The organism is Streptococcus oralis, from assembly GCF_964238205.1.
In the GTDB taxonomy this organism is placed as follows: domain Bacteria; phylum Bacillota; class Bacilli; order Lactobacillales; family Streptococcaceae; genus Streptococcus; species Streptococcus oralis_CZ.
Genome location: NZ_CAXSLF010000001.1, coordinates 551,973 through 574,076, shown reverse-complemented (window position 1 = coordinate 574,076; position 22,104 = coordinate 551,973). Strand labels below are relative to the sequence as shown.

The following is a 22,104-nucleotide window of genomic DNA, read 5'->3' as shown; positions in this document are numbered from 1 at the left end:
AAACAGATTTTCAAAACGTTTTCAATCTGTACTGTAATAGAGAATGAAGTTTTCTGAGCACATTCTTATGAAACTATAAGTAAATGTGATAAATTAGGAGTGTAAATTTACTGAATCGTTTTCAAAAAACATATAAAAGCGCTTTTATTATTCATCAAATTAACTTTTAAGGAGAGTTATCATTATGACTCAAGGGAAAATTACTGCATCTGCAGCAATGCTTAACGTATTGAAAACATGGGGCGTAGACACTATCTACGGTATCCCATCAGGAACACTTAGCTCACTTATGGACGCTTTGGCTGAAGACAAAGATATCCGTTTCTTGCAAGTTCGCCACGAAGAAACAGGTGCTCTTGCAGCGGTTATGCAGGCTAAATTTGGCGGATCTATTGGTGTTGCAGTTGGTTCAGGTGGTCCAGGTGCGACTCACTTGATCAACGGTGTTTACGATGCAGCTATGGATAACACTCCATTCCTTGCTATCCTTGGATCACGTCCAGTTAACGAATTAAACATGGATGCCTTCCAAGAATTAAACCAAAACCCAATGTACAACGGTATCGCTGTTTACAACAAACGTGTAGCTTACGCAGAGCAATTACCAAAAGTAATCGACGAAGCTTGCCGTGCTGCCGTTTCTAAAAAAGGTCCAGCCGTTGTTGAAATTCCAGTAAACTTTGGTTTCCAAGAAATCGACGAAAACTCATATTACGGTTCAGGTTCATACGAACGTTCATTCATCGCTCCTGCTTTGAACGAAGTTGAAATCGACAAAGCTGTTGAAATCTTGAACAATGCTGAACGTCCAGTTATCTATGCTGGTTACGGTGGTGTTAAAGCAGGTGAAGTGATTACTGAATTGTCACGTAAAATTAAAGCACCAATCATCACAACTGGTAAAAACTTTGAAGCTTTCGAATGGAACTATGAAGGTTTGACAGGTTCTGCTTACCGTGTTGGTTGGAAACCAGCTAACGAAGTGGTCTTTGAAGCAGACACAGTTCTTTTCCTTGGTTCAAACTTCCCATTTGCTGAAGTTTACGAAGCATTCAAGAATACTGAAAAATTCATCCAAGTCGATATCGACCCTTACAAACTTGGTAAACGTCATGCTCTAGACGCTTCAATCCTTGGTGATGCAGGTCAAGCAGCGAAAGCAATCCTTGACAAAGTGAATCCAGTTGAGTCTACTCCATGGTGGCGTGCAAACGTGAAGAACAACCAAAACTGGCGCGGTTACATGAATAAACTCGAAGGTAAAACTGAGGGTGAATTGCAATTGTATCAAGTTTACAATGCAATCAACAAACATGCTGATCAAGACGCTATCTATTCAATCGACGTAGGTGACACTACTCAAACATCTACTCGTCACCTTCACATGACACCTAAGAACATGTGGCGTACATCTCCACTCTTCGCGACAATGGGTATTGCCCTTCCTGGTGGTATCGCTGCTAAGAAAGACAATCCAGATCGCCAAGTATGGAACATCATGGGTGATGGAGCCTTCAACATGTGCTACCCAGACGTTATCACAAACGTTCAATACGACCTTCCAGTTATCAACGTTGTCTTCTCAAATGGTAAATATGCCTTCATCAAGGACAAATACGAAGACACAAACAAACACTTGTTTGGTTGTGACTTCCCTAATGCTGACTATGCGAAAATCGCTGAAGCTCAAGGAGCTATTGGATTTACAGTTGACCGTATCGAAGACATCGACGCAGTTGTAGCAGAAGCTGTTAAATTGAACAAAGAAGGTAAAACTGTTGTCATCGATGCTCATATCACTCCACATCGTCCACTTCCAGTAGAAGTACTTGAGTTGGATCCAAAACAACACTCAGAAGAAGCGATCAAAGCCTTCAAGGAAAAATACGAAGCAGAAGAACTCGTACCATTCCGCCTCTTCTTGGAAGAAGAAGGGTTGCAATCACGCGCAATCAAATAATTCTGCTCGTCGAAAATCAAAAGTAAATATTGTAGATTTTATGCTTTGATTTTCTTAGAGAGTAACTTAAAAGATCGGAGAAATCCGGTCTTTTTATGGAGGATAGTAATGAATCTAAATCAATTAGATATTATCGTTTCAAATGTTCCCCAAGTCTGTGCTGACTTAGAGCATATTTTGGATAAGAAGGCAGACTATGTTGATGATGGTTTTGCTCAGTTCACGATTGGTAACCACTGCCTCATGTTATCACAAAACCATTTGATACCTTTGGAAAATTTTCGGTCAGGAATCATTCTACACATTGAAGTTGAAGATTTGGAACAGAATCAAAAACGTGTGAAAGAATTAGGAATTGAGATTTTACATGGGCCAGTTGTAACTGATTGGGGAACCGAATCCCTGCTAGTAAGTGGCCCTGCTGGTCTAGTGATTGATTTTTATCGTATGAAATAGGACGCTTAGTCATTTGAAGTTAACCATAATGATTCTTAAAAAAGAATGTGCGAATATGAACTATTGAAAGATCGGAGCAATCCGGTCTTTTTCTTTCATTTCTGTTAAAATAAATTCATTAGGATATTTTAAGGAGAAAAATGATGCCAACTACTTTCTTTCTATTATTTGGCTTAATGAGTTTAGGCTTTGCTGCTTTTACCTATTTTATGTTTGATTTTTTTATCTTGAGTAATTATAGAAATGCCAAGAGATGTACGGAAAAAACCGAAGGAGTTATTATTAGATACTCTTATGCTCTTTATAATGGGATTAGTCTCCCAGTTGTTGAATACATTGTTGATGGAAACCAATACAAGGTCGTAGGGCCTAAATTTCTATCTGCTATTTCAAATACAATCAGTACTCCCTTGGGTTCGATCGTATCTGATGTAAAAATGGATAATCTCGAAGATGGTGAGATTCCACAAGTTTTAAGATACAAAGTTAAGGGGAATAGTTTTTTGTCTTTTACAAAATCTCCTCTTAAGGAACGCTTTCCAATTGGTGGAAAAGTTGCTGTTTATTATGATCCTAAAAAACCAAAACATTCCTATGTAGAAAGACCACTAAGACCTGGGCGATATGCATGGTTGGCAAAATATTTTATCTATCTTAATGTTTTTATTATGGTTGCTCTAGCTTTCTTTATCATGTTCATTCTTCCAAATCTTATGAAATAAAGCAGTTTTGTATACATACTTCAACTACCCTATTTGGCTTCTATGTTCATCGTAGAAGCTTTTTTATAAGATAAAGAAAATACTTTTCTTAAAAAAATTTTGGGGGATATTTCAGAATTTTTTAAATGTTTGATAGTATAATAGAACTATCAAATCAAGCGAGGTAAAGTGATGACAGATAAATTGCAATTTCCAGAAGGGTTCCTATGGGGTGGTGCAACCGCAGCTAATCAATGTGAGGGTGCTTATAATTTAGACGGTCGTGGGTTGGCGAATGTTGATGTTGTTCCAATCGGAAAGGACCGTGAAGCCATAATCACAGGTCAGAAAAAGATGTTCTCGTTTGAGGAGGGCTATTTTTACCCAGCAAAAGAAGCCATTGATATGTACCATCATTACAAGGAAGATATTGCGCTTTTTGCAGAAATGGGCTTTAAAACATATCGGCTTTCCATTGCTTGGACTCGGATTTTTCCTAAGGGCGACGAAAGCGTGCCAAATGAAGCTGGTTTAGCTTTTTATGAGGATTTGTTTAAGGAATGTCACAAGTATGGAATCCAACCTCTGGTGACTATCACGCATTTTGACTGCCCCATGCACTTAATTACTGAGTATGGTGGTTGGCGCAATCGTCGTATGTTGGACTTCTATGAGAATCTCTGTCGTACACTCTTTACTCGTTACAAGGGTTTGGTCAAATACTGGCTAACATTTAATGAAATTAATATGATTCTTCATGCACCCTTTATGGGAGCTGGTCTCTGTTTCGAAGAAGGTGAAAATCAAGAACGAGTCAAATACCAAGCAGCTCACCATGAGTTGGTAGCTTCAGCTCTGGCGACTAAGCTTGCCCACGAAATTGACCCAGAAAACAAGGTTGGATGTATGTTGGCAGCAGGGCAATACTATCCCAATACAGCTCATCCGAGAGACTACTGGACAGCCATGGAGGAAGACCGTAAGAGTTACTTCTTCATTGATGTCCAAGCGCGTGGGGAATACCCGAATTACGCCAAGAAGCAGTGGGAACGTGAGGGAATTGAGATTGAAATGACAGCAGAGGATTTGGTCTTGTTGAAGAATCACACTGTTGACTTTGTTTCCTTCTCTTACTATGCAAGTCGAGTGGCCTCAGGTGATCCAGAAGTTAAAGAATTAACAGCTGGAAATGTTTTTGCCTCTCTCAAAAATCCTTATCTTGAATCTTCAGAATGGGGATGGCAGATTGACCCACTTGGGCTTCGAATCACCCTCAATGCCATCTGGGATCGTTACCAAAAGCCCATGTTCATCGTAGAGAATGGCCTCGGTGCTATTGATACACCGGATGAGAATGGTTATGTAGCAGATGACTATAGGATTGCTTATCTAGAGGCCCACATCAAGGCTATGCGAGATGCCATATGCCAAGATGGAGTAGACTTGCTTGGTTATACAACTTGGGGTTGTATCGATCTAGTTTCAGCTGGAACAGGCGAAATGAACAAACGCTATGGTTTTATCTATGTGGATCGTGATAATGAAGGTCATGGAAGTCTCAAACGTAGCAAGAAGAAGTCCTTCTACTGGTACAAGGATGTCATTGCCAGTAATGGTGCAAGCATTGAGTAGAACACATTTATTCACTATTTTTACAAAATCTTCTCCCTACTTTATAAGATATGAAAAAGAGTTCAACTAGAACTCTTTTTTTGCTATAATGAAGGGAGAAAAATCAGACAGGAGATCAACATGTCAGAACCGTTATTTTTAAATTCTGTAATGCAAGAAAAAATCTGGGGTGGGACTAAACTACGTGATGAGTTTGGCTACGACATTCCAAATGAAAAGATTGGTGAGTATTGGGCCATCTCAGCTCATCCAAATGGAGTGTCTAAGGTAGCTAATGGCTGCAATCAAGGAACAGACCTCGCTACTTTGTATGCAGAACACCGTGAGTTGTTTGGCAACCGTCCAGAACCTGTATTTCCGCTCTTGACCAAAATCCTTGATGCCAATGACTGGCTCAGTGTTCAAGTTCACCCAGATGATGCTTATGGCCTAGAGCATGAGGGCGAACTCGGAAAAACAGAATGTTGGTACATTATTGCTGCAGATGAGGGTTCAGAAATTATTTACGGCCACAATGCCAAATCAAAAGAAGAACTCCGTCAGCAAATCGAAGATAAAAACTGGGATGCCTTGTTAACAAAAGTTCCTGTAAAAGCTGGGGATTTCTTCTATGTTCCAAGTGGAACCATGCATGCTATCGGAGCAGGTATCTTGATCCTTGAAACGCAACAGTCTAGTGATACAACCTACCGTGTCTATGACTTTGACCGCAAGGATGATAATGGTAACTTGCGCGAGCTTCATCTTGAAAAATCCATCGATGTTCTAAATATTGGTGAGCCTGCTAACAGCCGTCCTGTAACCGTTAAAGCAGACGATTTGCGTTCAACTCTCCTTGTATCCAATGAATTCTTCGCAGTTTACAAGTGGGAAATCACTGGAAAAGTTGACTTTGAAAAAACAGCTGACTATAGCTTGTTGAGTGTCTTAGCTGGTCAAGGGAAACTAACTGTAGACAGTAAGGAATATCCAATTCAAAAAGGTAGCCACTTTATCCTTCCAAGCGATGTTGAATCTTGGACACTTCAAGGACAAGATTTGGAATTGATTGTTAGTCATCCGTAAAAAGAAAGGACCTGAGTTCATTACTCAAGTCCTTTTTTATAGTTACATAAACTGGGCGATAAAGACCACGATGATAATAATTGGGATGATAAAACGAAGGAGGAAGAGCCAGACTTGGAAAAGTCCTTGTTTCCACGGTGTTTCATCAAGATGGAGTTCCTCCATAGCCAATGCTTTTTTGAAAATATATCCTGTAAAGAGGGACAAGCAGAGGGCACCAAATGGCATGAGAAGATTAGAAACCAAGAAGTCCATGGCATCAAAGAAGGTCTTCCCAAAGATTTGAACGTCTGCCATGACACCGTAGGATAGGGCCGAAGGGATACCAAAGATAAAGGTCAAGATACCTAAAATAAGACTCCACTTAGCACGTTTACGATTGTCCTGATTGGTGATGTTGCCTACATTGATTTCCAGCATCACGACAGAAGAAGTGACTGTCGCAAAGAGGAAAAGCAGGAGGAAGAGGATGTAGAAAATACTTCCAAGAGGCATCTTGTCAAAGAGTTGGGGCAAGACGATAAAGAGGAGACTCGGACCACCTTCAGACTGGATATTAAATGCTGACATAGCTGGGAAAATAGCTAGTCCTGCCATGATCGATACAGAAATGTTCATGGCAACGATAGACACACCTGATTGGACCAGATTGGTTTTCTTATCTAGGTAAGAAGCATAGGTCAACATGGCCGTAACCCCGAGGGACAAAGCAAAGAATGACTGTCCTAGAGCATAGAGGAGTCCGGCGCTTGTCAGTTTTGAAAAGTCAGGTTTGAGGAAGTATACGACACCTTCCATAGCATTTGGCAAGCTGAGAGAACGCCCGATAATAATGACAAAGATGATAAAGAGCAGGGGCATCATGACCTTAGATGCTCTTTCAATCCCTTTTTGAACTCCCTTAGATACAATAAAGATGTTGAGGAAGATAAAAAGAGCTTGAGACCCAAGGGCAATCCAAGGATTTGAAATGATGTTTGTAAAGAGTTGGGCATAATCACTGCTAATCCCAACTTGGAAGGCTTTAACAATAGCGATACCTAGATACACTAAAACCCATCCCCCAATAACACTGTAAAAGGATAAGAGGATGAAAAGTGCAAAGGCACCGATCCAACCGATAAAATTGTAGTTCTTGTTATCACCCAATTTTCCAAAGGTTTTGATTGCTGACACGCCAGCGCACCGACCGAGGGCAAATTCAGCCAAGAGAAGTGGAAATCCAATCAATAGTGTCGAGATGAGAAAGACCAGTAAGAAACCTCCCCCACCATTGGCAGCGGTCATATAAGGGAACTTCCAAACAGCTCCAAGACCAATAGCAGAACCAGCAGATGCAAGGATAAAGCCCAGTTTTGAGCCCCATTGCGATTTTTCAGACATTGTTAAACTCCAATCTAGTTTTATAAATAAGAAAAGGCTACTTGAGTTGTCAAATAGCCTTCTCTCAATGGCTCTTTATGAGCTTTTTATTTGATTGATAGACTTGATTATCCTATCATGATTTTTCAAGTCTGTCAAGAAAGCGATTTTCATGTTTTTATAAAAAAATGATAAAATACTTGACTCTCCTCAAAGGGGAGGGTATATACTATTTATGTGAGGAGGAAATCATGTACCATATCAAAGAAGCTGCGCAACTTTCAGGTGTCTCCGTCAAGACCCTCTACCATTATGACAAGATTGGACTTTTGGTTCCATTAAAGTCAGAAAACGGCTATCGAACCTACAGTCAAGAGGATTTAGAACGACTACAGATTATCCTCTTTTACAAGTATCTAGGTTTTTCTTTAGAAAAAATAGCAGAGCTATTGAAGGAAGAAAAGACGGACTTGTTACCACATTTGACGAGACAGTTGGATTACCTGACTCGAGAAAGACAACATCTGGATACCTTGATTTCAACCTTACAAAAAACCATTCAAGAACAAAAAGGAGAAATAAAAATGACCATTCAAGAAAAATTCACTGGATTTAGCTATCAAGACAATCAAAAATACCACCAAGAGGCGGTAGAAAAATATGGCCAGGAAGTCATGGACCAGGCTCTCGAGCGTCAAAAAGGACGAGAGGATGAAGCTACAACAGCCTTTAATCAAGTCTTTCAAGCCTTGGCACAAAATCTACAATCTGGTCTGCCGATAACAGCATCTGAAAACCAAGAGGAAGCAGCCAAGCTCTTGCAAGCTATTCGTACTTATGGATTTGACTGTTCTATGGAAGTCTTCGGTCATATCGGAAAAGGCTATGTCTATAATCCAGAGTTTAAGGAAAACATTGACAAATTTGGATCTGGAACAGCTCAGTACACATCAGATGTTATTGCCCACTATGTTCGAGCTCAGACAAAATAAAAATCGGCGGAGTGACCTCTGCCGATTTACTGTTATTTGAGTTGGTAAGCCCAGTCTTCTCCATCCTTGTAGTAAAAGAATTCACTGAGGTCCTCTTCGAGAAAAACACGCAACATATCATGCATATCTTCAGTAGCTAATTTTAGATGAGATAGATTTTCAAAATCCTCCCACCAGACTTTTCCTTCGTCTGAAGATTGGAGCTCACCAGTAAAGTGTTCTGTTTTGTAAAAGAGGACAACATAGCGATAATCTGCATCATCATACCAGTCTTTGATACCACAGAGTTGGGGTTTAGAAATGGTCAGACCAGTTTCTTCTTTCACTTCGCGAATGACAGCATCGACAAAGGATTCGCCACGTTCAACATGGCCACCAGGAAAAGTAATGCCAGGCCAGTTAGGACTAACTCGGTCTTGAACTAGGACCTTGTCCCCATTTTTAATCAAGCACATGTTGACAAATTCGACTGATTCTCTTCTGCTCATATTATTTTTCCTATTTTGTTAGTAATTTTTCTACCACGTTTAACTTTCGCATGGTCAGATCAACGCCGAACAGCTTTTCAAGATAGTTGGTATTGAGCTTTTTTCGTTTTGCAGTTCTTGGGAGATAGAGGTAAAGACAATGGTTGCCGATACAAATTTCTTCTTCACCATAGTCACTATCCAATTTTTCTAATGGTAGACTTTGGATATCATTTTGAAAAAGGATCACATGTATTCGGTCAAAAAGATAGTGTTTTCCAAATGGGTTTTCTTGGACAATTTTTGCAAAATCATTTTTGTTCTTGATTACCATTTTTAAATCAGCACCAATTTTTTCCTTTATTAGAGTGTGAACCTGTTCTCGTATTTCTTCCAGAGATAAGTCACTTTCAAGAATGATATTCCCGCTTTGAATATAGGTTCGAACGTGTTGAAAATCAGCCTCTATCAAGATATCTACTAGATAAGACATTTTAGGGATAGCATTTTTTCCATTAGGAGTAACTCCCCTTAGTAAGATAATATGTTCCAAAGTAGTTCCTTTCTTATCTAACATCCTTAGATACTAAATCATTTATAGATTAAGTTTGAGCCTGCCACCCAGCCAGTACAGAGGGCAGAAGTGATGTTAAAGCCACCTGTGTGGGCGTTGATATCTAGGACCTCTCCTGCAAAGTGAAGGCCAGGAACCAGTTTGCTTTCCAGCGTTTTAGGATTGATTTCCTTGAGACTAACACCTCCTTTGGTAACAAAGGATTTAGCCAAGGACATTTTTCCTGTCACAGGGATTTTGAGTGCCTTGATAGACTGGACAAGTTGATCGCGTTCTCTTTCAGTTAGTTGTTTGACTTTTTCAGGATAACCTTGGACAAAAAATTCTGCCAAGCGTTCAGGGAGTATAGCTTTTAAGGCATTTTTCAAGGATTTTTCACGGTTCTCTTCTAAAAAGTCAACTAAGTCACTTTCTGAAAGTTGTGGCAAGACATCTAGAGAGAGAATTTCCCCACCCTTGACAAAGCTAGACATGCGTAGCGCAGCAGGTCCTGACAAACCAAAGTGGGTAAAGAGCAGGTCATGAGTGATGACATGCTTGCCATAGCTTAGGGTTACATCGTCTAGGGAAATCCCCTGCAAGGCCTTATGCGGGAAATCAGTCAACAATGGACTTTCAGCAGCCTCAAGCTCGGTAATGGTGTGTTTGAAATGGCGAGCAATCTCATGACCAAAACCAGTAGAGCCAGTAGAAGGATAGGATTTTCCACCTGTTGTAACAATGAGTTTATCACAAGTGAAGGTTTGATCTGTAGACTTAAGGACAAACTGGTCGTCAATCTTTTTAACCGAAACAATCTCTGTTTGAGTGGCAACTTGCCCACCAAGTTCAATAATTTTCTTTTCCAAAGCTTCAATTATGGTCCGAGATTTGTCACTGGCTGGAAAGACGCGGCCATGGTCTTCGACCTTGAGTTTTACGCCATTTTCAGTAAAAAAGTTGATGATATCATGGTTATCAAACTGGGAAAAGACACTGTATAGAAAGCGGCCATTTCCAGGGATGCCAGCCAATAGGTCGTCTAGAGTTCCATTATTGGTCACGTTGCAGCGCCCACCACCAGTACCAGCTAATTTTTTTCCAAGTTTTCGATTTTTTTCGATGAGAAGTGTTTTCTGCCCATAAAAGCTACTTGAAATCGTAGCCATCATACCAGCTGGGCCTCCCCCGATTACAATAGTGTCAAAATATTTCATAAAAGTATTGTACCATAAAAAAGACGGAGGGACAGAAATCGGTAGATCAAGTTTTGCATGATAGTACCTAGTCCCGTGAATCTTTATCAAACCGGTGGCTTCTTCAAACTTATGTATTGACAAGATGAAATTGTCAGTACAAAAGTCTACTCAGCTACAGTAGAAAAGATAATTGCTGATAAAAATTGAGGTCGGGACATTGAATCCCGACCTCTGTCTTATATAAATTAGTCAATTTCATATCCCATGAGGAGTCCACCTTCTTCAGCATAAAAACTGCAGAGGCCAGAAGTTGGGAGAACCTTAATATCAGCTTGTGGGAATTTTTCACGCAAGAGTTCTGAGAGCTGTTGGCAGAATTTATCATTACTGCGGTGAGCCATGACGATACGTCCACCAGCATAGCCAGCTTTGATCAACTCTTCATAGGCAGCTTGAAGAGATTTTTTAGCACCACGAGCCTTTTGGAGGAGTTCCAAGGTGCCAGTTTCACTTGCTTCCCCAACCATACGAATATTGAGGAGCCCAACAACTGTACCAATCAGTTTACTCAAGCGACCATTCTTAACCAGATTATCAACCTTAGCGAGAACAAACAATAACTTAGTTTTTTCTTGGTAAGCAGTAATAGCATTAACCACTTCTTCAAAAGAAAGCCCTTGGTCAATCAAATCATTGATTTTTTTAACGATTAAGTCAACTTCCCCACCAGCAGATAAGCTGTCGATAACATGAATCTGAGTATCAGGATGTTCTTCAAGATAGAGATTCTTAGCTAATTGAGCACTGTTTTGGCTACCAGAAAGAGTTCCGGTAATGGTCACTACAAAAATATGTTTGGCACCTTCGAATGCTCGCAAGTAATCATCAGGGCTAGGACAAGCTGATTTTGAAGCTTCAGAAGTTGCATACATGGTTTCCATCATTTGATCGATATCAAGATTAGCATCGTCAATAAAGATCTGATCTGCTACTTGAATGGTTAAGGGAACACTGATAAATTCGGTATCAATTGCTGGATTTGCCAGTTGACGATAATCACAACCAGAGTCAGCTACAATCTTCCAAGTCATAGAAATTCTCCATCTTTATCACTTATACATTGACAAAGGTTCTGTCTTTTTTTACAATTATATCATGAAAAATCTTAAAACAAAAGTCTCATTGCTCTGTTGTCACAAGTAGAAAGGAAGTGTTATGGCTGAACGAAGAATTTCTGAAAATTCCCTAGAAAATCTCAGAAAATCAAATCAAGAATCCAATTTACTGACCAGAGAAGCTATCGAAACGGCTCTCTTGCAACTTTTGGAGAAAAAGGACTTGGCAAAGATTAGCATTTCTGAGTTAGTCAAGCGTGCTGGCGTTTCTCGTGCAGCCTTTTATCGAAACTATGACTCCAAAGAAGAGATTTTAGAAAGCGTCTTTAAACGCAGTGTCCATAATATCATGGAGCAACTGAGTCATTACGATGTCAAAACGGATCTTTATCTGGTTTGGGTTCACCTCTTTAGAGAAGCCAAGAAAGAAGCCAAGGTTATTCAGCTTGCCTTGGACTACCACTTGGAAAAAATCTTTGTGCAAGCCATGCAAGATTTTTTAGAAAAATACTATGGAAAATCAAAAGGAGTTAGCTCTTACCTGCATTCTTTTTGGAGTTCTGCCATCGTATCAGTTTTGCTTAAATGGATTAAGGATGGAATGAAGGTTCCTGCTGAAAAAATCGCAGATTTACGCCTGCCATTTTTCAAAAAATAGATCAGGAGGAGAGAAGTTATGACAGAAAAAAGACTGGCTTGGGATGAGTATTTTGCTGCTCAAGCCCTATTGATTGCCAATCGTTCAACCTGTAAACGCGCTAAGGTAGGAGCTGTTTTAGTCAAGGATAATAAGGTTATTTCAACAGGCTATAATGGCTCTGTATCTGGAACAGAACATTGTATTGACCATGACTGTTTGGTGATTGAAGGTCACTGTGTCCGTACCCTTCATGCAGAGGTGAATGCTATTTTACAAGGAGCCGAACGTGGCGTTCCAAAAGGATTTACAGCTTACGTTACTCATTTTCCTTGTCTCAACTGCACCAAGCAATTGCTTCAGGTAGGATGTGAGCGTGTCGTTTATATTAACCAGTACCGTATGGACGACTACGCCCAGTATCTCTATCGTGAAAAAGGGACCGAGTTGACCCATTTACCACTTGAGACAGTACAAGCAGCTCTTCAAGAAGCAGATTTGATTTAGAAATTATAAAAAAATAGATGGTTTAGAAGGATTTTTAAACCATTTTTTGATATAATAAGAAGAATAAATTGAAAGAAGGAATTCAGAAAATGGGAAAACTTGAAGTCATTAATCATCCGCTCATTCAACACAAATTGTCAATCTTGCGTCGCACAGACACTTCTACAAAAGCTTTTCGTGAGTTAGTAGATGAAATTGCTATGTTGATGGGATATGAAGTGCTTCGTGATCTTCCGCTTGAAGACGTTGAAATCGAAACACCTATCACAAAAACAGTCCAAAAACAATTGGCTGGTAAAAAATTGGCAATTGTTCCAATCTTGCGTGCGGGTATCGGGATGGTCGATGGGCTGTTGAGCTTGGTTCCAGCAGCCAAAGTTGGACATATTGGTATGTACCGTGACGAAGAAACTCTTCAACCAGTAGAATACTTGGTTAAATTACCTGAAGATATCGACCAACGTCAAATTTTTGTGGTTGACCCTATGCTTGCAACAGGTGGTTCTGCAATCTTGGCTGTTGATTCCCTCAAAAAACGTGGAGCATCAAACATCAAATTTGTCTGCCTTGTATCTGCTCCAGAAGGTGTAAAAGCTCTTCAAGAAGCTCACCCAGATGTAGAAATCTTTACAGCAGCTTTGGATGAACGCTTGAACGAACATGGCTATATCGTTCCAGGTCTTGGTGACGCTGGAGACCGTTTGTTCGGAACTAAGTAAAATTCTAAGCTTACCCTAAAACTGTTCATTAGTTTTAGTCTAGAAAGGAGGTTGAATTTTTGTGTCTGTTTTTAGGATAGAGCAAAAATTTGACCTTTTTTGACCAAAAAGATATAATAGTCCTGTATCAAGTCGCTTGACTAGGAAATTTAGAAATCAGAAGGAGAAATGAATGATTCCTGTAGTTATTGAACAAACAAGTCGTGGAGAACGTTCATACGACATTTACTCACGTCTTTTAAAAGATCGTATCATTATGTTGACTGGACCAGTCGAAGATAATATGGCAAACTCAGTTATCGCCCAATTGCTTTTCTTGGATGCCCAAGATAGTACAAAAGATATCTACCTTTATGTGAATACTCCAGGTGGTTCTGTATCAGCTGGTTTAGCAATCGTTGATACTATGAACTTTATCAAGGCAGATGTCCAAACCATTGTTATGGGGATGGCTGCTTCAATGGGAACAATCATCGCTTCAAGTGGAGCAAAGGGCAAACGTTTCATGCTTCCAAATGCCGAATACATGATTCACCAACCGATGGGTGGTACAGGCGGTGGTACACAGCAAACAGATATGGCGATTGCTGCTGAACACTTGCTTAAAACTCGTAAGACTTTGGAGCAAATTCTTGCAGATAATTCTGGTAAATCAGTTGAGCAAATCCATGCAGATGCTGAACGTGATTACTGGATGAGCGCTCAAGAAACTCTTGACTACGGTTTTATTGACGAAATTATGGCTAATAATTCTTTGAATTAAACTACTAAAGCAAGCTCGACTGAGCTTGCTTTTTTTGATATAATAGTAAGAAGATTGTTAGAAGGAAGTTGTAATATGTTTCAAAAAGAGAATCGGTCTGGTCTGATTATCTACCTATACTATAATCGTGATGCAAAAAAAATCGATAATTATGGTGATATTTGTTACCACTCAAAAAAACACCGTTATCTGCAACTTTATGTCCCAACAGAAGAAGTGGAAGAACTGGTTAGCCGTTTAGGAAAAGAGAAATTTGTCAAAAAAGTGAGACGATGTCATATCCAAGAATTGGAAACTCCCTTTGTTGGTAGTCTCTACAGAAATAACGAAAACGTTATCATGTAAAAATTCAGATAAATGTGTTGACAATTTTCTGATAATTCGGTATATTCTTAACATGTAATTTAAATTAAGAAATTAAAAGGAGATAAACATGAAGAAAAAATTTGCCTTGTCACTTGTAGCTCTTGCAAGTGTGGCTGTTTTAGCAGCTTGTGGAGAAGTGAAGTCAGGAGCTTCAAACTCAACTGGTAACCCAGTGGATGAGAAAGTCGTTAAAATTGGTTTCAACTTTGAAGAAACTGGTGCTGTAGCATCTTACGGTACATCTGAACAAAAAGGTGCCCAACTTGCAGTTGATGAAATTAACGCAGCAGGTGGTATCGATGGAAAACAAATCGAAGTAGTAGACAAAGATAACAAATCTGAAACTGCTGAAGCTGCTTCAGTTTCAACAAACCTTGTTACTCAATCTAAAGTAGCAGCTATCGTAGGACCTGCAACTTCAGGTGCAACTGCAGCAGCAGTAGCAAATGCTACACAAGCTGGAGTTCCATTGATTTCTCCAAGTGCTACTCAAGATGGTTTGACAAAAGGTCAAGATTTCCTTTTCATCGGAACATTCCAAGATAGCTTCCAAGGGAAAATCATTTCTAACTATGTTACAAACAAGTTGAACGCTAAGAAAGTAGTCTTATATACAGATAACTCAAGTGACTACGCTAAAGGAATTGCAAAATCATTCCGTGATTCATTCTCAGGCGAAATCGTAGCAGATGAAACATTTGTATCAGGTGACACTGACTTCCAAGCAGCTTTGACAAAAATCAAAGATAAAGACTTTGATGCAATCGTATTGCCAGGTTACTATACAGAAGCTGGTAAGATTGTAAACCAAGCTCGTGGTATGGGAATTGATAAACCAATCATCGGTGGTGATGGATTCAACGGTGCAGAATTTGTTCAACAAGCAACTGCTGAACGAGCATCAAATATCTACTTCATCTCAGGTTTCTCAACTACTGTAGAGGTTTCAGATAAGGCAAAAGCCTTCCTTGAAGCTTACCGTGCAAAATACAACGAAGATCCTTCAACATTTGCAGCTCTTGCTTATGACTCAGTTTACCTTGTAGCTAATGCAGCAAAAGGGGCTAAAACTTCAGTTGATATCAAGAACAATCTTGCTAAAACACAAAACTTCGAAGGTGTTACAGGTCAAACAAGCTTTGATGCAGATCACAACACTGTGAAAACAGCCTTCATGATGACCATGAATAATGGTAAAGTAGAAGCGGCAGAAGTCGTAAAACCATAATTATAGATATTGTAAATGGGGAATGAGCTTTTACTCACTCCCTGTTTCGGTGTTTATGAAAGGATTATTTTTTTATAAAAATCCTAAAAATAATAATTAGAAAGAGTGAACCATATGCTTCAACAACTTGTCAATGGTCTAATCTTGGGTAGTGTCTATGCGCTACTAGCCCTAGGTTATACTATGGTTTATGGAATTATCAAGCTCATTAACTTTGCCCATGGTGATATTTACATGATGGGGGCTTTTATGGGTTATTTTTTGATTAATTCCTTGCAATTAAATTTCTTTGTTGCCTTGATCTTATCGATGATCGGTACAGCGATTCTCGGTGTTATCATTGAGTTCCTAGCTTATCGTCCATTACGTCATTCAACTCGAATCTCTGTATTGATTACAGCTATCGGGGTATCCTTCTTACTGGAGTATGGAATGGTCTATCTGGTAGGTGCCAATACACGTGCCTTTCCTCAAGCAATCCAAACAGTGCGTTATGACTTGGGACCAATCAGTCTAACAAATATTCAATTGTTGATTTTGACTGTCTCACTTGTTTTGATGGTTCTTCTACAACTCATCGTACAAAAAACCAAGATGGGGAAAGCCATGCGTGCCGTTTCTGTAGATAGTGATGCTGCTCAGCTGATGGGGATTAACGTGAACCGTACAATCAGTTTCACCTTTGCATTGGGTTCAGCTCTAGCTGGTGCAGCGGGTGTCTTGATTGCGCTTTACTATAACTCTCTTGAACCATTGATGGGAATGACTCCAGGTATAAAATCATTCGTGGCTGCCGTTCTTGGTGGTATCGGAATTATCCCTGGTGCAGCTCTGGGTGGCTTTGTTATTGGTCTTTTGGAGACATTTGCTACCGCCTTCGGAATGTCAGATTTCCGTGATGCCATCGTGTATGGAATCTTGCTCTTAATCTTGATTGTTCGCCCAGCTGGTATCCTCGGTAAGAATGTGAAAGAGAAGGTGTAAACAATGAAAGAAAATTTAAAAGTTAATATTCTATGGTTATTCCTTTTGTTGCTTGGATATGGTTTGATTAGCCTATTGGTTTCTGTAGGAGTCTTGAACCTTTTCCATATTCAGATTATTGAACAAATCGGTATCAACATTATTCTAGCAGTAGGTCTTAACCTTATCGTTGGGTTCTCTGGTCAGTTTTCACTTGGACATGCTGGATTTATGGCTATTGGTGCCTATGCAGCAGCCATTATCGGATCAAAATCTCCAACTTATGGTGCATTCTTTGGAGCTATGTTGCTCGGTGCAATCATTGCTGGTCTGGTTGCCTTGGTCGTTGGAATTCCTACCCTACGCTTGAAAGGGGATTATCTTGCGGTTGCGACACTTGGTGTTGCTGAAATTATTCGTATCTTCATTATTAATGGTGGAAGCCTTACAAACGGTGCTGCTGGTATTTTGGGGATTCCTAACTTTACAACTTGGCAAATGGTATATTTCTTTGCTGTGATTACAACGATTGCTACTCTCAATTTCCTTCGTAGTCCTATCGGTCGTTTAACTTTATCTGTTCGTGAAGATGAGATTGCTGCTGAGTCAGTAGGGGTAAATACTACAAAAATTAAAATCATCGCTTTTGTTTTTGGTGCTGTTACTGCAAGTATCGCTGGTACTCTTCAGTCAGGATTTATCGGATCAGTCGTACCAAAAGATTATACGTTCATCAACTCTATCAATGTATTGATTATCGTTGTATTTGGTGGTTTAGGATCCATTACAGGGGCAATTGTTGCTGCAATCGTGCTTGGAATCTTGAACATGCTCCTTCAAGATGTGGCCAGCGTTCGTATGATTATCTATGCTTTGGCCTTAGTACTCGTTATGATCTTCAGACCAGGTGGTCTTCTTGGGACTTGGGAATTGAGCCTATCACGTCTCTTTAAAAAAGGTAAGAAGGAGGGACAAAACTAATGGCATTGCTTGAAGTAAAAAATTTAACCAAACATTTTGGTGGTCTGACAGCTGTTGGAGATGTAACTCTCGAATTGAACGAAGGTGAACTTGTTGGTTTGATTGGACCGAATGGTGCTGGGAAAACAACCCTCTTCAACTTGTTGACAGGTGTTTATGAACCAAGCGAAGGAACAGTAACCTTGGATGGTCACTTGTTAAATAGCAAGCAACCCTATAAAATCGCATCTCTTGGTTTAGGGCGTACCTTCCAAAATATCCGCCTTTTTAAAGACTTGACAGTTTTGGATAACGTTCTGATTGCATTTAGCAATCATCATAAACAACATGTTTTTGCAAGTTTCTTGCGCTTACCAGCTTTTTATAAGAATGAAAAAGAATTGAAAGCTAAAGCCGTAGAATTACTAAAAATCTTTGATTTGGATGGAGATGCTGAAACTCTAGCTAAAAATTTAGCCTATGGTCAACAACGTCGTTTAGAGATTGTTCGTGCTCTTGCTACAGAACCTAAAATCCTCTTCTTGGATGAGCCTGCAGCGGGTATGAATCCACAAGAAACTGCAGAATTGACTGAGTTGATTCGTCGTATTAAGGATGAATTCAACATTACTATCATGCTGATTGAACATGATATGAACTTGGTTATGGAAGTTACGGAGCGTATCTATGTTCTTGAGTACGGTCGTTTGATTGCTCACGGAACACCAGATGAAATCAAGAGTAATAAACGTGTTATCGAAGCTTATCTTGGAGGTGAAGCCTAATGTCTATGTTAAAAGTTGAAAACCTCTCAGTACACTATGGTATGATTCAAGCTGTACGTGATGTGAGCTTTGAAGTAAATGAAGGAGAAGTTGTTTCCCTTATCGGTGCAAACGGTGCTGGTAAAACAACCATCCTTCGTACCTTATCAGGCCTTGTTCGTCCAAGTTCTGGTCGGATTGAATTTTTAGGACAAGAAATCCAAAAGATGCCTGCACAAAAAATTGTGGCATCAGGACTTTCTCAAGTACCAGAAGGACGTCACGTCTTCCCTGGTTTGACAGTTATGGAAAACTTGGAAATGGGAGCCTTCCTTAAGAAGAATCGTGAAGAAAATCAAGCAAATCTGAAAAAAGTATTTTCACGTTTCCCGCGTTTAGAAGAACGTAAAAACCAAGATGCAGCTACCCTATCAGGTGGTGAACAGCAGATGCTTGCTATGGGACGTGCGCTTATGTCAACGCCTAAACTTCTTCTCTTAGATGAACCATCAATGGGGCTTGCTCCAATTTTTATCCAAGAAATTTTTGATATCATCCAAGATATTCAAAAACAAGGTACGACCGTTCTTTTGATTGAGCAAAATGCCAATAAGGCACTTGCCATCGCAGATCGAGGCTATGTTCTTGAAACAGGAAAGATTGTCCTATCAGGAACAGGAAAAGAACTCGCAGCATCAGATGAAGTCAGAAAAGCATATCTAGGTGGCTAAAACAATCCAGTGGATTGTTTTAGTCGGCGGATAAAAATTGCGGCAGCAATTAACATCTAGTCCGGGGGACCTTTTTAGTCGGCGGATAGAGATTGTTTGACAATTATCAAATCCAGTGGATTGTTTTAGTCGGCAGATAAAGATTGTCTTAGTCTGCGGGAAAGATTGCCAAACAAATTACATAATCATAAGATTGAGGGCCCTAATATAGGGCTCTTTTTATAGTATTTCAGAGTTTTCAGAATCTTGAAAAAGAGATGAAAGCGTTTGATTGATTTTCGTAAAAAGTGTATAATAAAGCTATAAACATAAAGGAGAGTTCCTATGGCAGTTAAAGATTTTATGACACGAAAGATCGTATATATTAGCCCAGATACGACTGTAGCACATGCAGCAGACTTGATGCGCGAACAAGGTTTGCATCGTCTTCCTGTTATTGAAAATGATAAATTAGTTGGTCTAGTAACAGAAGGAACAATTGCTGAAGCCAGTCCATCAAAAGCAACGAGTCTTTCAATCTTTGAGATGAATTACTTGCTTAATAAAACAAAAGTAAAAGACGTCATGATTCGTAATGTTGTAACTGTCTCCGGTTATGCAAGTTTGGAAGATGCAACCTATCTTATGCTGAAAAATAAGATTGGAATCTTACCAGTTATTGATAATGAACAAGTCTATGGTGTCATTACTGACCGTGATGTATTCAGAGCCTTTCTTGAAATTTCTGGTTATGGCGAAGAGGGAATCCGTGTTCGTTTTATCACAGAAAATGAAGTTGGGGTACTTGGTAAGATTGTTTCTTTAATCGTTGAGGAAAATCTTAATATCTCTCATACTGTTAATATTCCACGTAAAGATGGTAAGATTGTTATCGAAGTTCAAATTGAGGGAATGGTTGATCTAGCTACCTTTAAACAGAAATTTGAATCTGAGAATATTCAGGTTGAAGAAATTACACAAACTTCTGCAAAAAAACTGTAAAAAATAAAATAGAAGCAGTTTTTACTTGCGAAAAAAATTTTTTTCTAGTATAATAATTTATTGTGAGCAAACCTCACTTACCCCTTGCAAAGTCTTGGGGTCATTAGACCAAAAGGAGGAACATATCAATGGCTAAATACGAAATTCTTTATATCATTCGTCCAAACATTGAAGAAGAAGCGAAAAACGCTTTGGTAGCACGTTTTGACTCTATCTTGACTGACAACGGTGCAACTGTTGTTGAATCAAAAACATGGGAAAAACGTCGTCTTGCATACGAAATCCAAGATTTCCGCGAAGGACTTTACCACATCGTTAACGTTGAAGCAAATGATGATGCAGCTCTTAAAGAGTTTGACCGTCTTTCAAAAATCAACGCTGACATTCTTCGTCACATGATCGTCAAAACTGACGCGTAAGAAGGTAGATTATGATTAACAATGTTGTACTTGTAGGGCGTATGACTCGTGATGCTGAGTTGCGTTATACCCCATCAAATGTAGCAGTTGCGACTTTTACTCTTGCAGTAAACCGTACATTTAAGAGTCAAAATGGCGAACGTGAGGCTGATTTTATCAATGTCGTTATGTGGCGCCAACAGGCTGAAAATCTTGCTAATTGGGCTAAAAAAGGCTCACTTATCGGGGTGACAGGCCGTATTCAGACTCGTAGTTACGATAACCAGCAAGGACAACGTGTCTACGTGACGGAAGTTGTGGCTGAGAATTTCCAAATGTTGGAAAGTCGTAGTGTGCGTGAAGGACATACTGGTGGAGCTTATTCTGCACCAAGTTCAAACTATTCAGCACCTACTCAATCAGTACCTGACTTTTCACGTGATGAAAATCCATTCGGAACAACAAATCCTTTGGATATTTCAGATGATGATTTACCATTCTAATGGACAATTAATACTATAAAGGAGAAAAAAACATGGCTCAACAACGTCGTGGCGGATTCAAACGCCGTAAAAAAGTTGATTACATCGCAGCAAACAAAATTGAATATGTTGATTACAAAGATACTGAGCTTCTTAGCCGTTTCGTTTCAGAACGTGGGAAAATCCTTCCTCGTCGTGTAACAGGAACTTCAGCTAAAAACCAACGTAAAGTAACAACAGCTATCAAACGCGCTCGCGTAATGGCTTTGATGCCTTTCGTAAACGAAGATTAAAGAAAAGACCCCGACGGGTCTTTTTTTCACGAGCTTGAAAACAAGAGAGCGAGTAAGACCCCGACGGGTCCTTTTTTCACGAGCTTTGAAATGAGAGAGCGAGTTTGGGTCCGAGTGGCCCTCTTTTTCATTAGCTTGAAAACAAGAAAGCGAATTAAAACCCGGGTGGGTCTTTTTTCAAGAGATAGTTTTTTTCTGACCTTGGCGTGCTATAATGTTAGGAGAAAGCTATAAAGGAGAAGCTTATGAAGACGACAAGTTCAATTAGAAAAATGCAAGAATCTGACATAAAAAATCTATCTCGAGGATTTATCAGCCAAGGTTGGCCAAGTAGAGAGGAGATTTTAACTTGATACTTTAAGGAGCAAGAAAGTGGGGAGAGAGAAGTCTTAGTTGCAGAGGTTGAGGGTGCTGTAGCGGGCTACATTACCATTTTGCCCTCTGCTAAACATGGTCCTTTTGCAGAAGTCTATCCAGAATTATCAGATTTTAATGTGTTTGAGCCTTTTCGAAATCAAGGGATTGGGAATCAACTGCTAGAAGAAGCAGAAAAACGAGTCAAGTTTGTTTCGAGTAAGGTCACTCTTGGTGTAGGTTTGCACTTAGGCTATGGCCCTGCCCAGAGATTGTATATCAGACGGAGCTACATTCCAGATGGGACAGGTGTCTGGTATCGAAATCAACCCTTGGAAATGAATGCAACTAGCCAAAATAATGATGATTTGGTTTTGTATCTAGTAAAGGAATTTGGATAAGAGACAAGGATTTTATTGGGGATGTGGGATTTCTCTACTTTATGGTATAATGGAA

The 22,104-nt window shown here is 39.6% G+C and carries 25 protein-coding genes and 1 pseudogene; 21 read left to right on the top strand and 5 right to left on the bottom strand.

The features are described 5' to 3' along the window. Positions 1–184: 184 nt before the first annotated feature. From spxB to manA, 5 genes are all read left to right on the top strand, one after another. Complete coding sequence (gene spxB / locus ACESOD_RS02965) at positions 185–1,960, top strand: pyruvate oxidase (protein ID WP_373093902.1); 1,776 nt, start codon at positions 185–187, stop codon at positions 1,958–1,960. A 108-nt stretch (positions 1,961–2,068) separates the two neighbouring features. Then, positions 2,069–2,416, top strand: a complete 348-nt coding sequence (locus tag ACESOD_RS02960) for a VOC family protein (RefSeq protein ID WP_373093900.1) — start codon at positions 2,069–2,071, stop codon at positions 2,414–2,416. A gap of 143 nt (positions 2,417–2,559) precedes the next feature. Continuing rightward, positions 2,560–3,138, top strand: a complete 579-nt coding sequence (locus tag ACESOD_RS02955; protein WP_373093899.1) for a DUF3592 domain-containing protein — start codon at positions 2,560–2,562, stop codon at positions 3,136–3,138. A 171-nt stretch (positions 3,139–3,309) separates the two neighbouring features. Continuing rightward, on the top strand, positions 3,310–4,749 hold the full coding sequence (locus tag ACESOD_RS02950; RefSeq protein WP_373093897.1) for a 6-phospho-beta-glucosidase: 1,440 nt from the start codon (positions 3,310–3,312) through the stop codon (positions 4,747–4,749). Positions 4,750–4,869: 120 nt separating this feature from the next. Further along, complete coding sequence (gene manA, locus ACESOD_RS02945) at positions 4,870–5,814, top strand: mannose-6-phosphate isomerase, class I (RefSeq protein WP_373093896.1); 945 nt, start codon at positions 4,870–4,872, stop codon at positions 5,812–5,814. A gap of 42 nt (positions 5,815–5,856) precedes the next feature. On the opposite strand, the gene ACESOD_RS02940 is transcribed toward manA, so the two are convergent. Continuing rightward, the gene (locus ACESOD_RS02940; protein WP_373093894.1) at positions 5,857–7,197 is read right to left on the bottom strand and encodes a sodium-dependent transporter; all 1,341 of its coding nucleotides are present in this window, start codon (positions 7,195–7,197) and stop codon (positions 5,857–5,859) included. A gap of 230 nt (positions 7,198–7,427) precedes the next feature. On the opposite strand from ACESOD_RS02940, the gene ACESOD_RS02935 reads away from it, so the two are divergent. Continuing rightward, positions 7,428–8,168: a MerR family transcriptional regulator gene (locus ACESOD_RS02935; protein WP_373093892.1), complete on the top strand. Its 741-nt coding sequence runs from the start codon at positions 7,428–7,430 to the stop codon at positions 8,166–8,168. 32 nt (positions 8,169–8,200) lie between these two features. On the opposite strand, the gene ACESOD_RS02930 is transcribed toward ACESOD_RS02935, so the two are convergent. The 4 genes from ACESOD_RS02930 to ACESOD_RS02915 all read right to left on the bottom strand — a co-directional run bounded on the left by ACESOD_RS02930 (position 8,201) and on the right by ACESOD_RS02915 (position 11,478). Beyond that, a complete protein-coding gene (locus tag ACESOD_RS02930; protein WP_373093891.1) occupies positions 8,201–8,656 on the bottom strand; it encodes an 8-oxo-dGTP diphosphatase in 456 nt (151 codons plus the stop codon). A gap of 10 nt (positions 8,657–8,666) precedes the next feature. Beyond that, on the bottom strand, positions 8,667–9,188 hold the full coding sequence (locus ACESOD_RS02925; RefSeq protein ID WP_049508826.1) for a DUF1697 domain-containing protein: 522 nt from the start codon (positions 9,186–9,188) through the stop codon (positions 8,667–8,669). A gap of 38 nt (positions 9,189–9,226) precedes the next feature. Further along, a complete protein-coding gene (locus ACESOD_RS02920) occupies positions 9,227–10,405 on the bottom strand; it encodes an NAD(P)/FAD-dependent oxidoreductase (RefSeq protein WP_373093889.1) in 1,179 nt (392 codons plus the stop codon). Positions 10,406–10,632: 227 nt separating this feature from the next. Beyond that, positions 10,633–11,478 (bottom strand): DegV family protein, encoded by an 846-nt coding sequence (locus ACESOD_RS02915; protein WP_373093887.1) that lies wholly within the window; start codon positions 11,476–11,478, stop codon positions 10,633–10,635. 124 nt (positions 11,479–11,602) lie between these two features. On the opposite strand from ACESOD_RS02915, the gene ACESOD_RS02910 reads away from it, so the two are divergent. The 15 genes and pseudogenes from ACESOD_RS02910 to ACESOD_RS02840 all read left to right on the top strand — a co-directional run bounded on the left by ACESOD_RS02910 (position 11,603) and on the right by ACESOD_RS02840 (position 22,049). Further along, positions 11,603–12,160 (top strand): TetR/AcrR family transcriptional regulator, encoded by a 558-nt coding sequence (locus tag ACESOD_RS02910; protein ID WP_373093885.1) that lies wholly within the window; start codon positions 11,603–11,605, stop codon positions 12,158–12,160. Between the two features lie 18 nt (positions 12,161–12,178). Beyond that, the gene (locus tag ACESOD_RS02905) at positions 12,179–12,646 is read left to right on the top strand and encodes a deoxycytidylate deaminase (RefSeq protein WP_070459083.1); all 468 of its coding nucleotides are present in this window, start codon (positions 12,179–12,181) and stop codon (positions 12,644–12,646) included. A gap of 89 nt (positions 12,647–12,735) precedes the next feature. Then, positions 12,736–13,365, top strand: a complete 630-nt coding sequence (gene upp, locus ACESOD_RS02900; protein WP_000517029.1) for a uracil phosphoribosyltransferase — start codon at positions 12,736–12,738, stop codon at positions 13,363–13,365. Between the two features lie 172 nt (positions 13,366–13,537). Beyond that, positions 13,538–14,128 (top strand): ATP-dependent Clp protease proteolytic subunit ClpP, encoded by a 591-nt coding sequence (gene clpP, locus ACESOD_RS02895; RefSeq protein ID WP_060956027.1) that lies wholly within the window; start codon positions 13,538–13,540, stop codon positions 14,126–14,128. A gap of 75 nt (positions 14,129–14,203) precedes the next feature. After that, positions 14,204–14,473: a YlbG family protein gene (locus ACESOD_RS02890; protein ID WP_060956026.1), complete on the top strand. Its 270-nt coding sequence runs from the start codon at positions 14,204–14,206 to the stop codon at positions 14,471–14,473. Positions 14,474–14,561: 88 nt separating this feature from the next. Then, positions 14,562–15,722 carry an ABC transporter substrate-binding protein gene (locus tag ACESOD_RS02885; RefSeq protein ID WP_049503118.1) on the top strand — a complete coding sequence of 387 codons (1,161 nt, stop codon included), beginning with the start codon at positions 14,562–14,564 and terminating at the stop codon, positions 15,720–15,722. Between the two features lie 114 nt (positions 15,723–15,836). Further along, positions 15,837–16,706: a branched-chain amino acid ABC transporter permease gene (locus ACESOD_RS02880; RefSeq protein ID WP_000941435.1), complete on the top strand. Its 870-nt coding sequence runs from the start codon at positions 15,837–15,839 to the stop codon at positions 16,704–16,706. A 3-nt stretch (positions 16,707–16,709) separates the two neighbouring features. Further along, positions 16,710–17,666 (top strand): branched-chain amino acid ABC transporter permease, encoded by a 957-nt coding sequence (locus ACESOD_RS02875; RefSeq protein ID WP_000662278.1) that lies wholly within the window; start codon positions 16,710–16,712, stop codon positions 17,664–17,666. Further along, complete coding sequence (locus tag ACESOD_RS02870; RefSeq protein ID WP_373093881.1) at positions 17,666–18,430, top strand: ABC transporter ATP-binding protein; 765 nt, start codon at positions 17,666–17,668, stop codon at positions 18,428–18,430. Before ACESOD_RS02875 ends, ACESOD_RS02870 begins: the two co-directional genes overlap by 1 nt. Further along, a complete protein-coding gene (locus ACESOD_RS02865) occupies positions 18,430–19,140 on the top strand; it encodes an ABC transporter ATP-binding protein (protein WP_000062228.1) in 711 nt (236 codons plus the stop codon). Before ACESOD_RS02870 ends, ACESOD_RS02865 begins: the two co-directional genes overlap by 1 nt. Before the next feature lie 324 nt (positions 19,141–19,464). Continuing rightward, positions 19,465–20,121: a CBS domain-containing protein gene (locus ACESOD_RS02860; protein WP_373093879.1), complete on the top strand. Its 657-nt coding sequence runs from the start codon at positions 19,465–19,467 to the stop codon at positions 20,119–20,121. A 128-nt stretch (positions 20,122–20,249) separates the two neighbouring features. Continuing rightward, positions 20,250–20,540, top strand: coding sequence for a 30S ribosomal protein S6 (rpsF, locus tag ACESOD_RS02855; protein ID WP_001151786.1), 291 nt, complete (start codon positions 20,250–20,252; stop codon positions 20,538–20,540). A gap of 11 nt (positions 20,541–20,551) precedes the next feature. Further along, the gene (gene ssbA, locus ACESOD_RS02850; protein ID WP_000609604.1) at positions 20,552–21,022 is read left to right on the top strand and encodes a single-stranded DNA-binding protein SsbA; all 471 of its coding nucleotides are present in this window, start codon (positions 20,552–20,554) and stop codon (positions 21,020–21,022) included. A 32-nt stretch (positions 21,023–21,054) separates the two neighbouring features. Continuing rightward, positions 21,055–21,294, top strand: a complete 240-nt coding sequence (gene rpsR, locus ACESOD_RS02845) for a 30S ribosomal protein S18 (RefSeq protein WP_000068664.1) — start codon at positions 21,055–21,057, stop codon at positions 21,292–21,294. Between the two features lie 245 nt (positions 21,295–21,539). Beyond that, positions 21,540–22,049, top strand: a pseudogene (locus ACESOD_RS02840) (GNAT family N-acetyltransferase). The last annotated feature ends 55 nt before the right edge of the window (positions 22,050–22,104 follow it).

What these genes read in the sequence shown, in the direction of transcription:
- clpP (WP_060956027.1), top strand. Translation starts at nt 13,538, where the DNA reads ATGATTCCTGTAGTTATTGAACAAACAAGTCGTGGAGAACGTTCATAC.
- ACESOD_RS02875 (WP_000662278.1), top strand. Translation starts at nt 16,710, where the DNA reads ATGAAAGAAAATTTAAAAGTTAATATTCTATGGTTATTCCTTTTGTTG.
- ACESOD_RS02865 (WP_000062228.1), top strand. Translation starts at nt 18,430, where the DNA reads ATGTCTATGTTAAAAGTTGAAAACCTCTCAGTACACTATGGTATGATT.
- ACESOD_RS02910 (WP_373093885.1), top strand. Translation starts at nt 11,603, where the DNA reads ATGGCTGAACGAAGAATTTCTGAAAATTCCCTAGAAAATCTCAGAAAA.
- manA (WP_373093896.1), top strand. Translation starts at nt 4,870, where the DNA reads ATGTCAGAACCGTTATTTTTAAATTCTGTAATGCAAGAAAAAATCTGG.
- ACESOD_RS02880 (WP_000941435.1), top strand. Translation starts at nt 15,837, where the DNA reads ATGCTTCAACAACTTGTCAATGGTCTAATCTTGGGTAGTGTCTATGCG.
- ACESOD_RS02950 (WP_373093897.1), top strand. Translation starts at nt 3,310, where the DNA reads ATGACAGATAAATTGCAATTTCCAGAAGGGTTCCTATGGGGTGGTGCA.
- ACESOD_RS02905 (WP_070459083.1), top strand. Translation starts at nt 12,179, where the DNA reads ATGACAGAAAAAAGACTGGCTTGGGATGAGTATTTTGCTGCTCAAGCC.
- spxB (WP_373093902.1), top strand. Translation starts at nt 185, where the DNA reads ATGACTCAAGGGAAAATTACTGCATCTGCAGCAATGCTTAACGTATTG.
- ACESOD_RS02860 (WP_373093879.1), top strand. Translation starts at nt 19,465, where the DNA reads ATGGCAGTTAAAGATTTTATGACACGAAAGATCGTATATATTAGCCCA.
- ACESOD_RS02930 (WP_373093891.1), bottom strand. Translation starts at nt 8,656, where the DNA reads ATGAGCAGAAGAGAATCAGTCGAATTTGTCAACATGTGCTTGATTAAA.
- ACESOD_RS02870 (WP_373093881.1), top strand. Translation starts at nt 17,666, where the DNA reads ATGGCATTGCTTGAAGTAAAAAATTTAACCAAACATTTTGGTGGTCTG.
- ACESOD_RS02885 (WP_049503118.1), top strand. Translation starts at nt 14,562, where the DNA reads ATGAAGAAAAAATTTGCCTTGTCACTTGTAGCTCTTGCAAGTGTGGCT.
- upp (WP_000517029.1), top strand. Translation starts at nt 12,736, where the DNA reads ATGGGAAAACTTGAAGTCATTAATCATCCGCTCATTCAACACAAATTG.
- ACESOD_RS02920 (WP_373093889.1), bottom strand. Translation starts at nt 10,405, where the DNA reads ATGAAATATTTTGACACTATTGTAATCGGGGGAGGCCCAGCTGGTATG.
- rpsR (WP_000068664.1), top strand. Translation starts at nt 21,055, where the DNA reads ATGGCTCAACAACGTCGTGGCGGATTCAAACGCCGTAAAAAAGTTGAT.
- ACESOD_RS02940 (WP_373093894.1), bottom strand. Translation starts at nt 7,197, where the DNA reads ATGTCTGAAAAATCGCAATGGGGCTCAAAACTGGGCTTTATCCTTGCA.
- ACESOD_RS02960 (WP_373093900.1), top strand. Translation starts at nt 2,069, where the DNA reads ATGAATCTAAATCAATTAGATATTATCGTTTCAAATGTTCCCCAAGTC.
- ACESOD_RS02890 (WP_060956026.1), top strand. Translation starts at nt 14,204, where the DNA reads ATGTTTCAAAAAGAGAATCGGTCTGGTCTGATTATCTACCTATACTAT.
- ACESOD_RS02935 (WP_373093892.1), top strand. Translation starts at nt 7,428, where the DNA reads ATGTACCATATCAAAGAAGCTGCGCAACTTTCAGGTGTCTCCGTCAAG.
- ACESOD_RS02955 (WP_373093899.1), top strand. Translation starts at nt 2,560, where the DNA reads ATGCCAACTACTTTCTTTCTATTATTTGGCTTAATGAGTTTAGGCTTT.
- ACESOD_RS02915 (WP_373093887.1), bottom strand. Translation starts at nt 11,478, where the DNA reads ATGACTTGGAAGATTGTAGCTGACTCTGGTTGTGATTATCGTCAACTG.
- rpsF (WP_001151786.1), top strand. Translation starts at nt 20,250, where the DNA reads ATGGCTAAATACGAAATTCTTTATATCATTCGTCCAAACATTGAAGAA.
- ssbA (WP_000609604.1), top strand. Translation starts at nt 20,552, where the DNA reads ATGATTAACAATGTTGTACTTGTAGGGCGTATGACTCGTGATGCTGAG.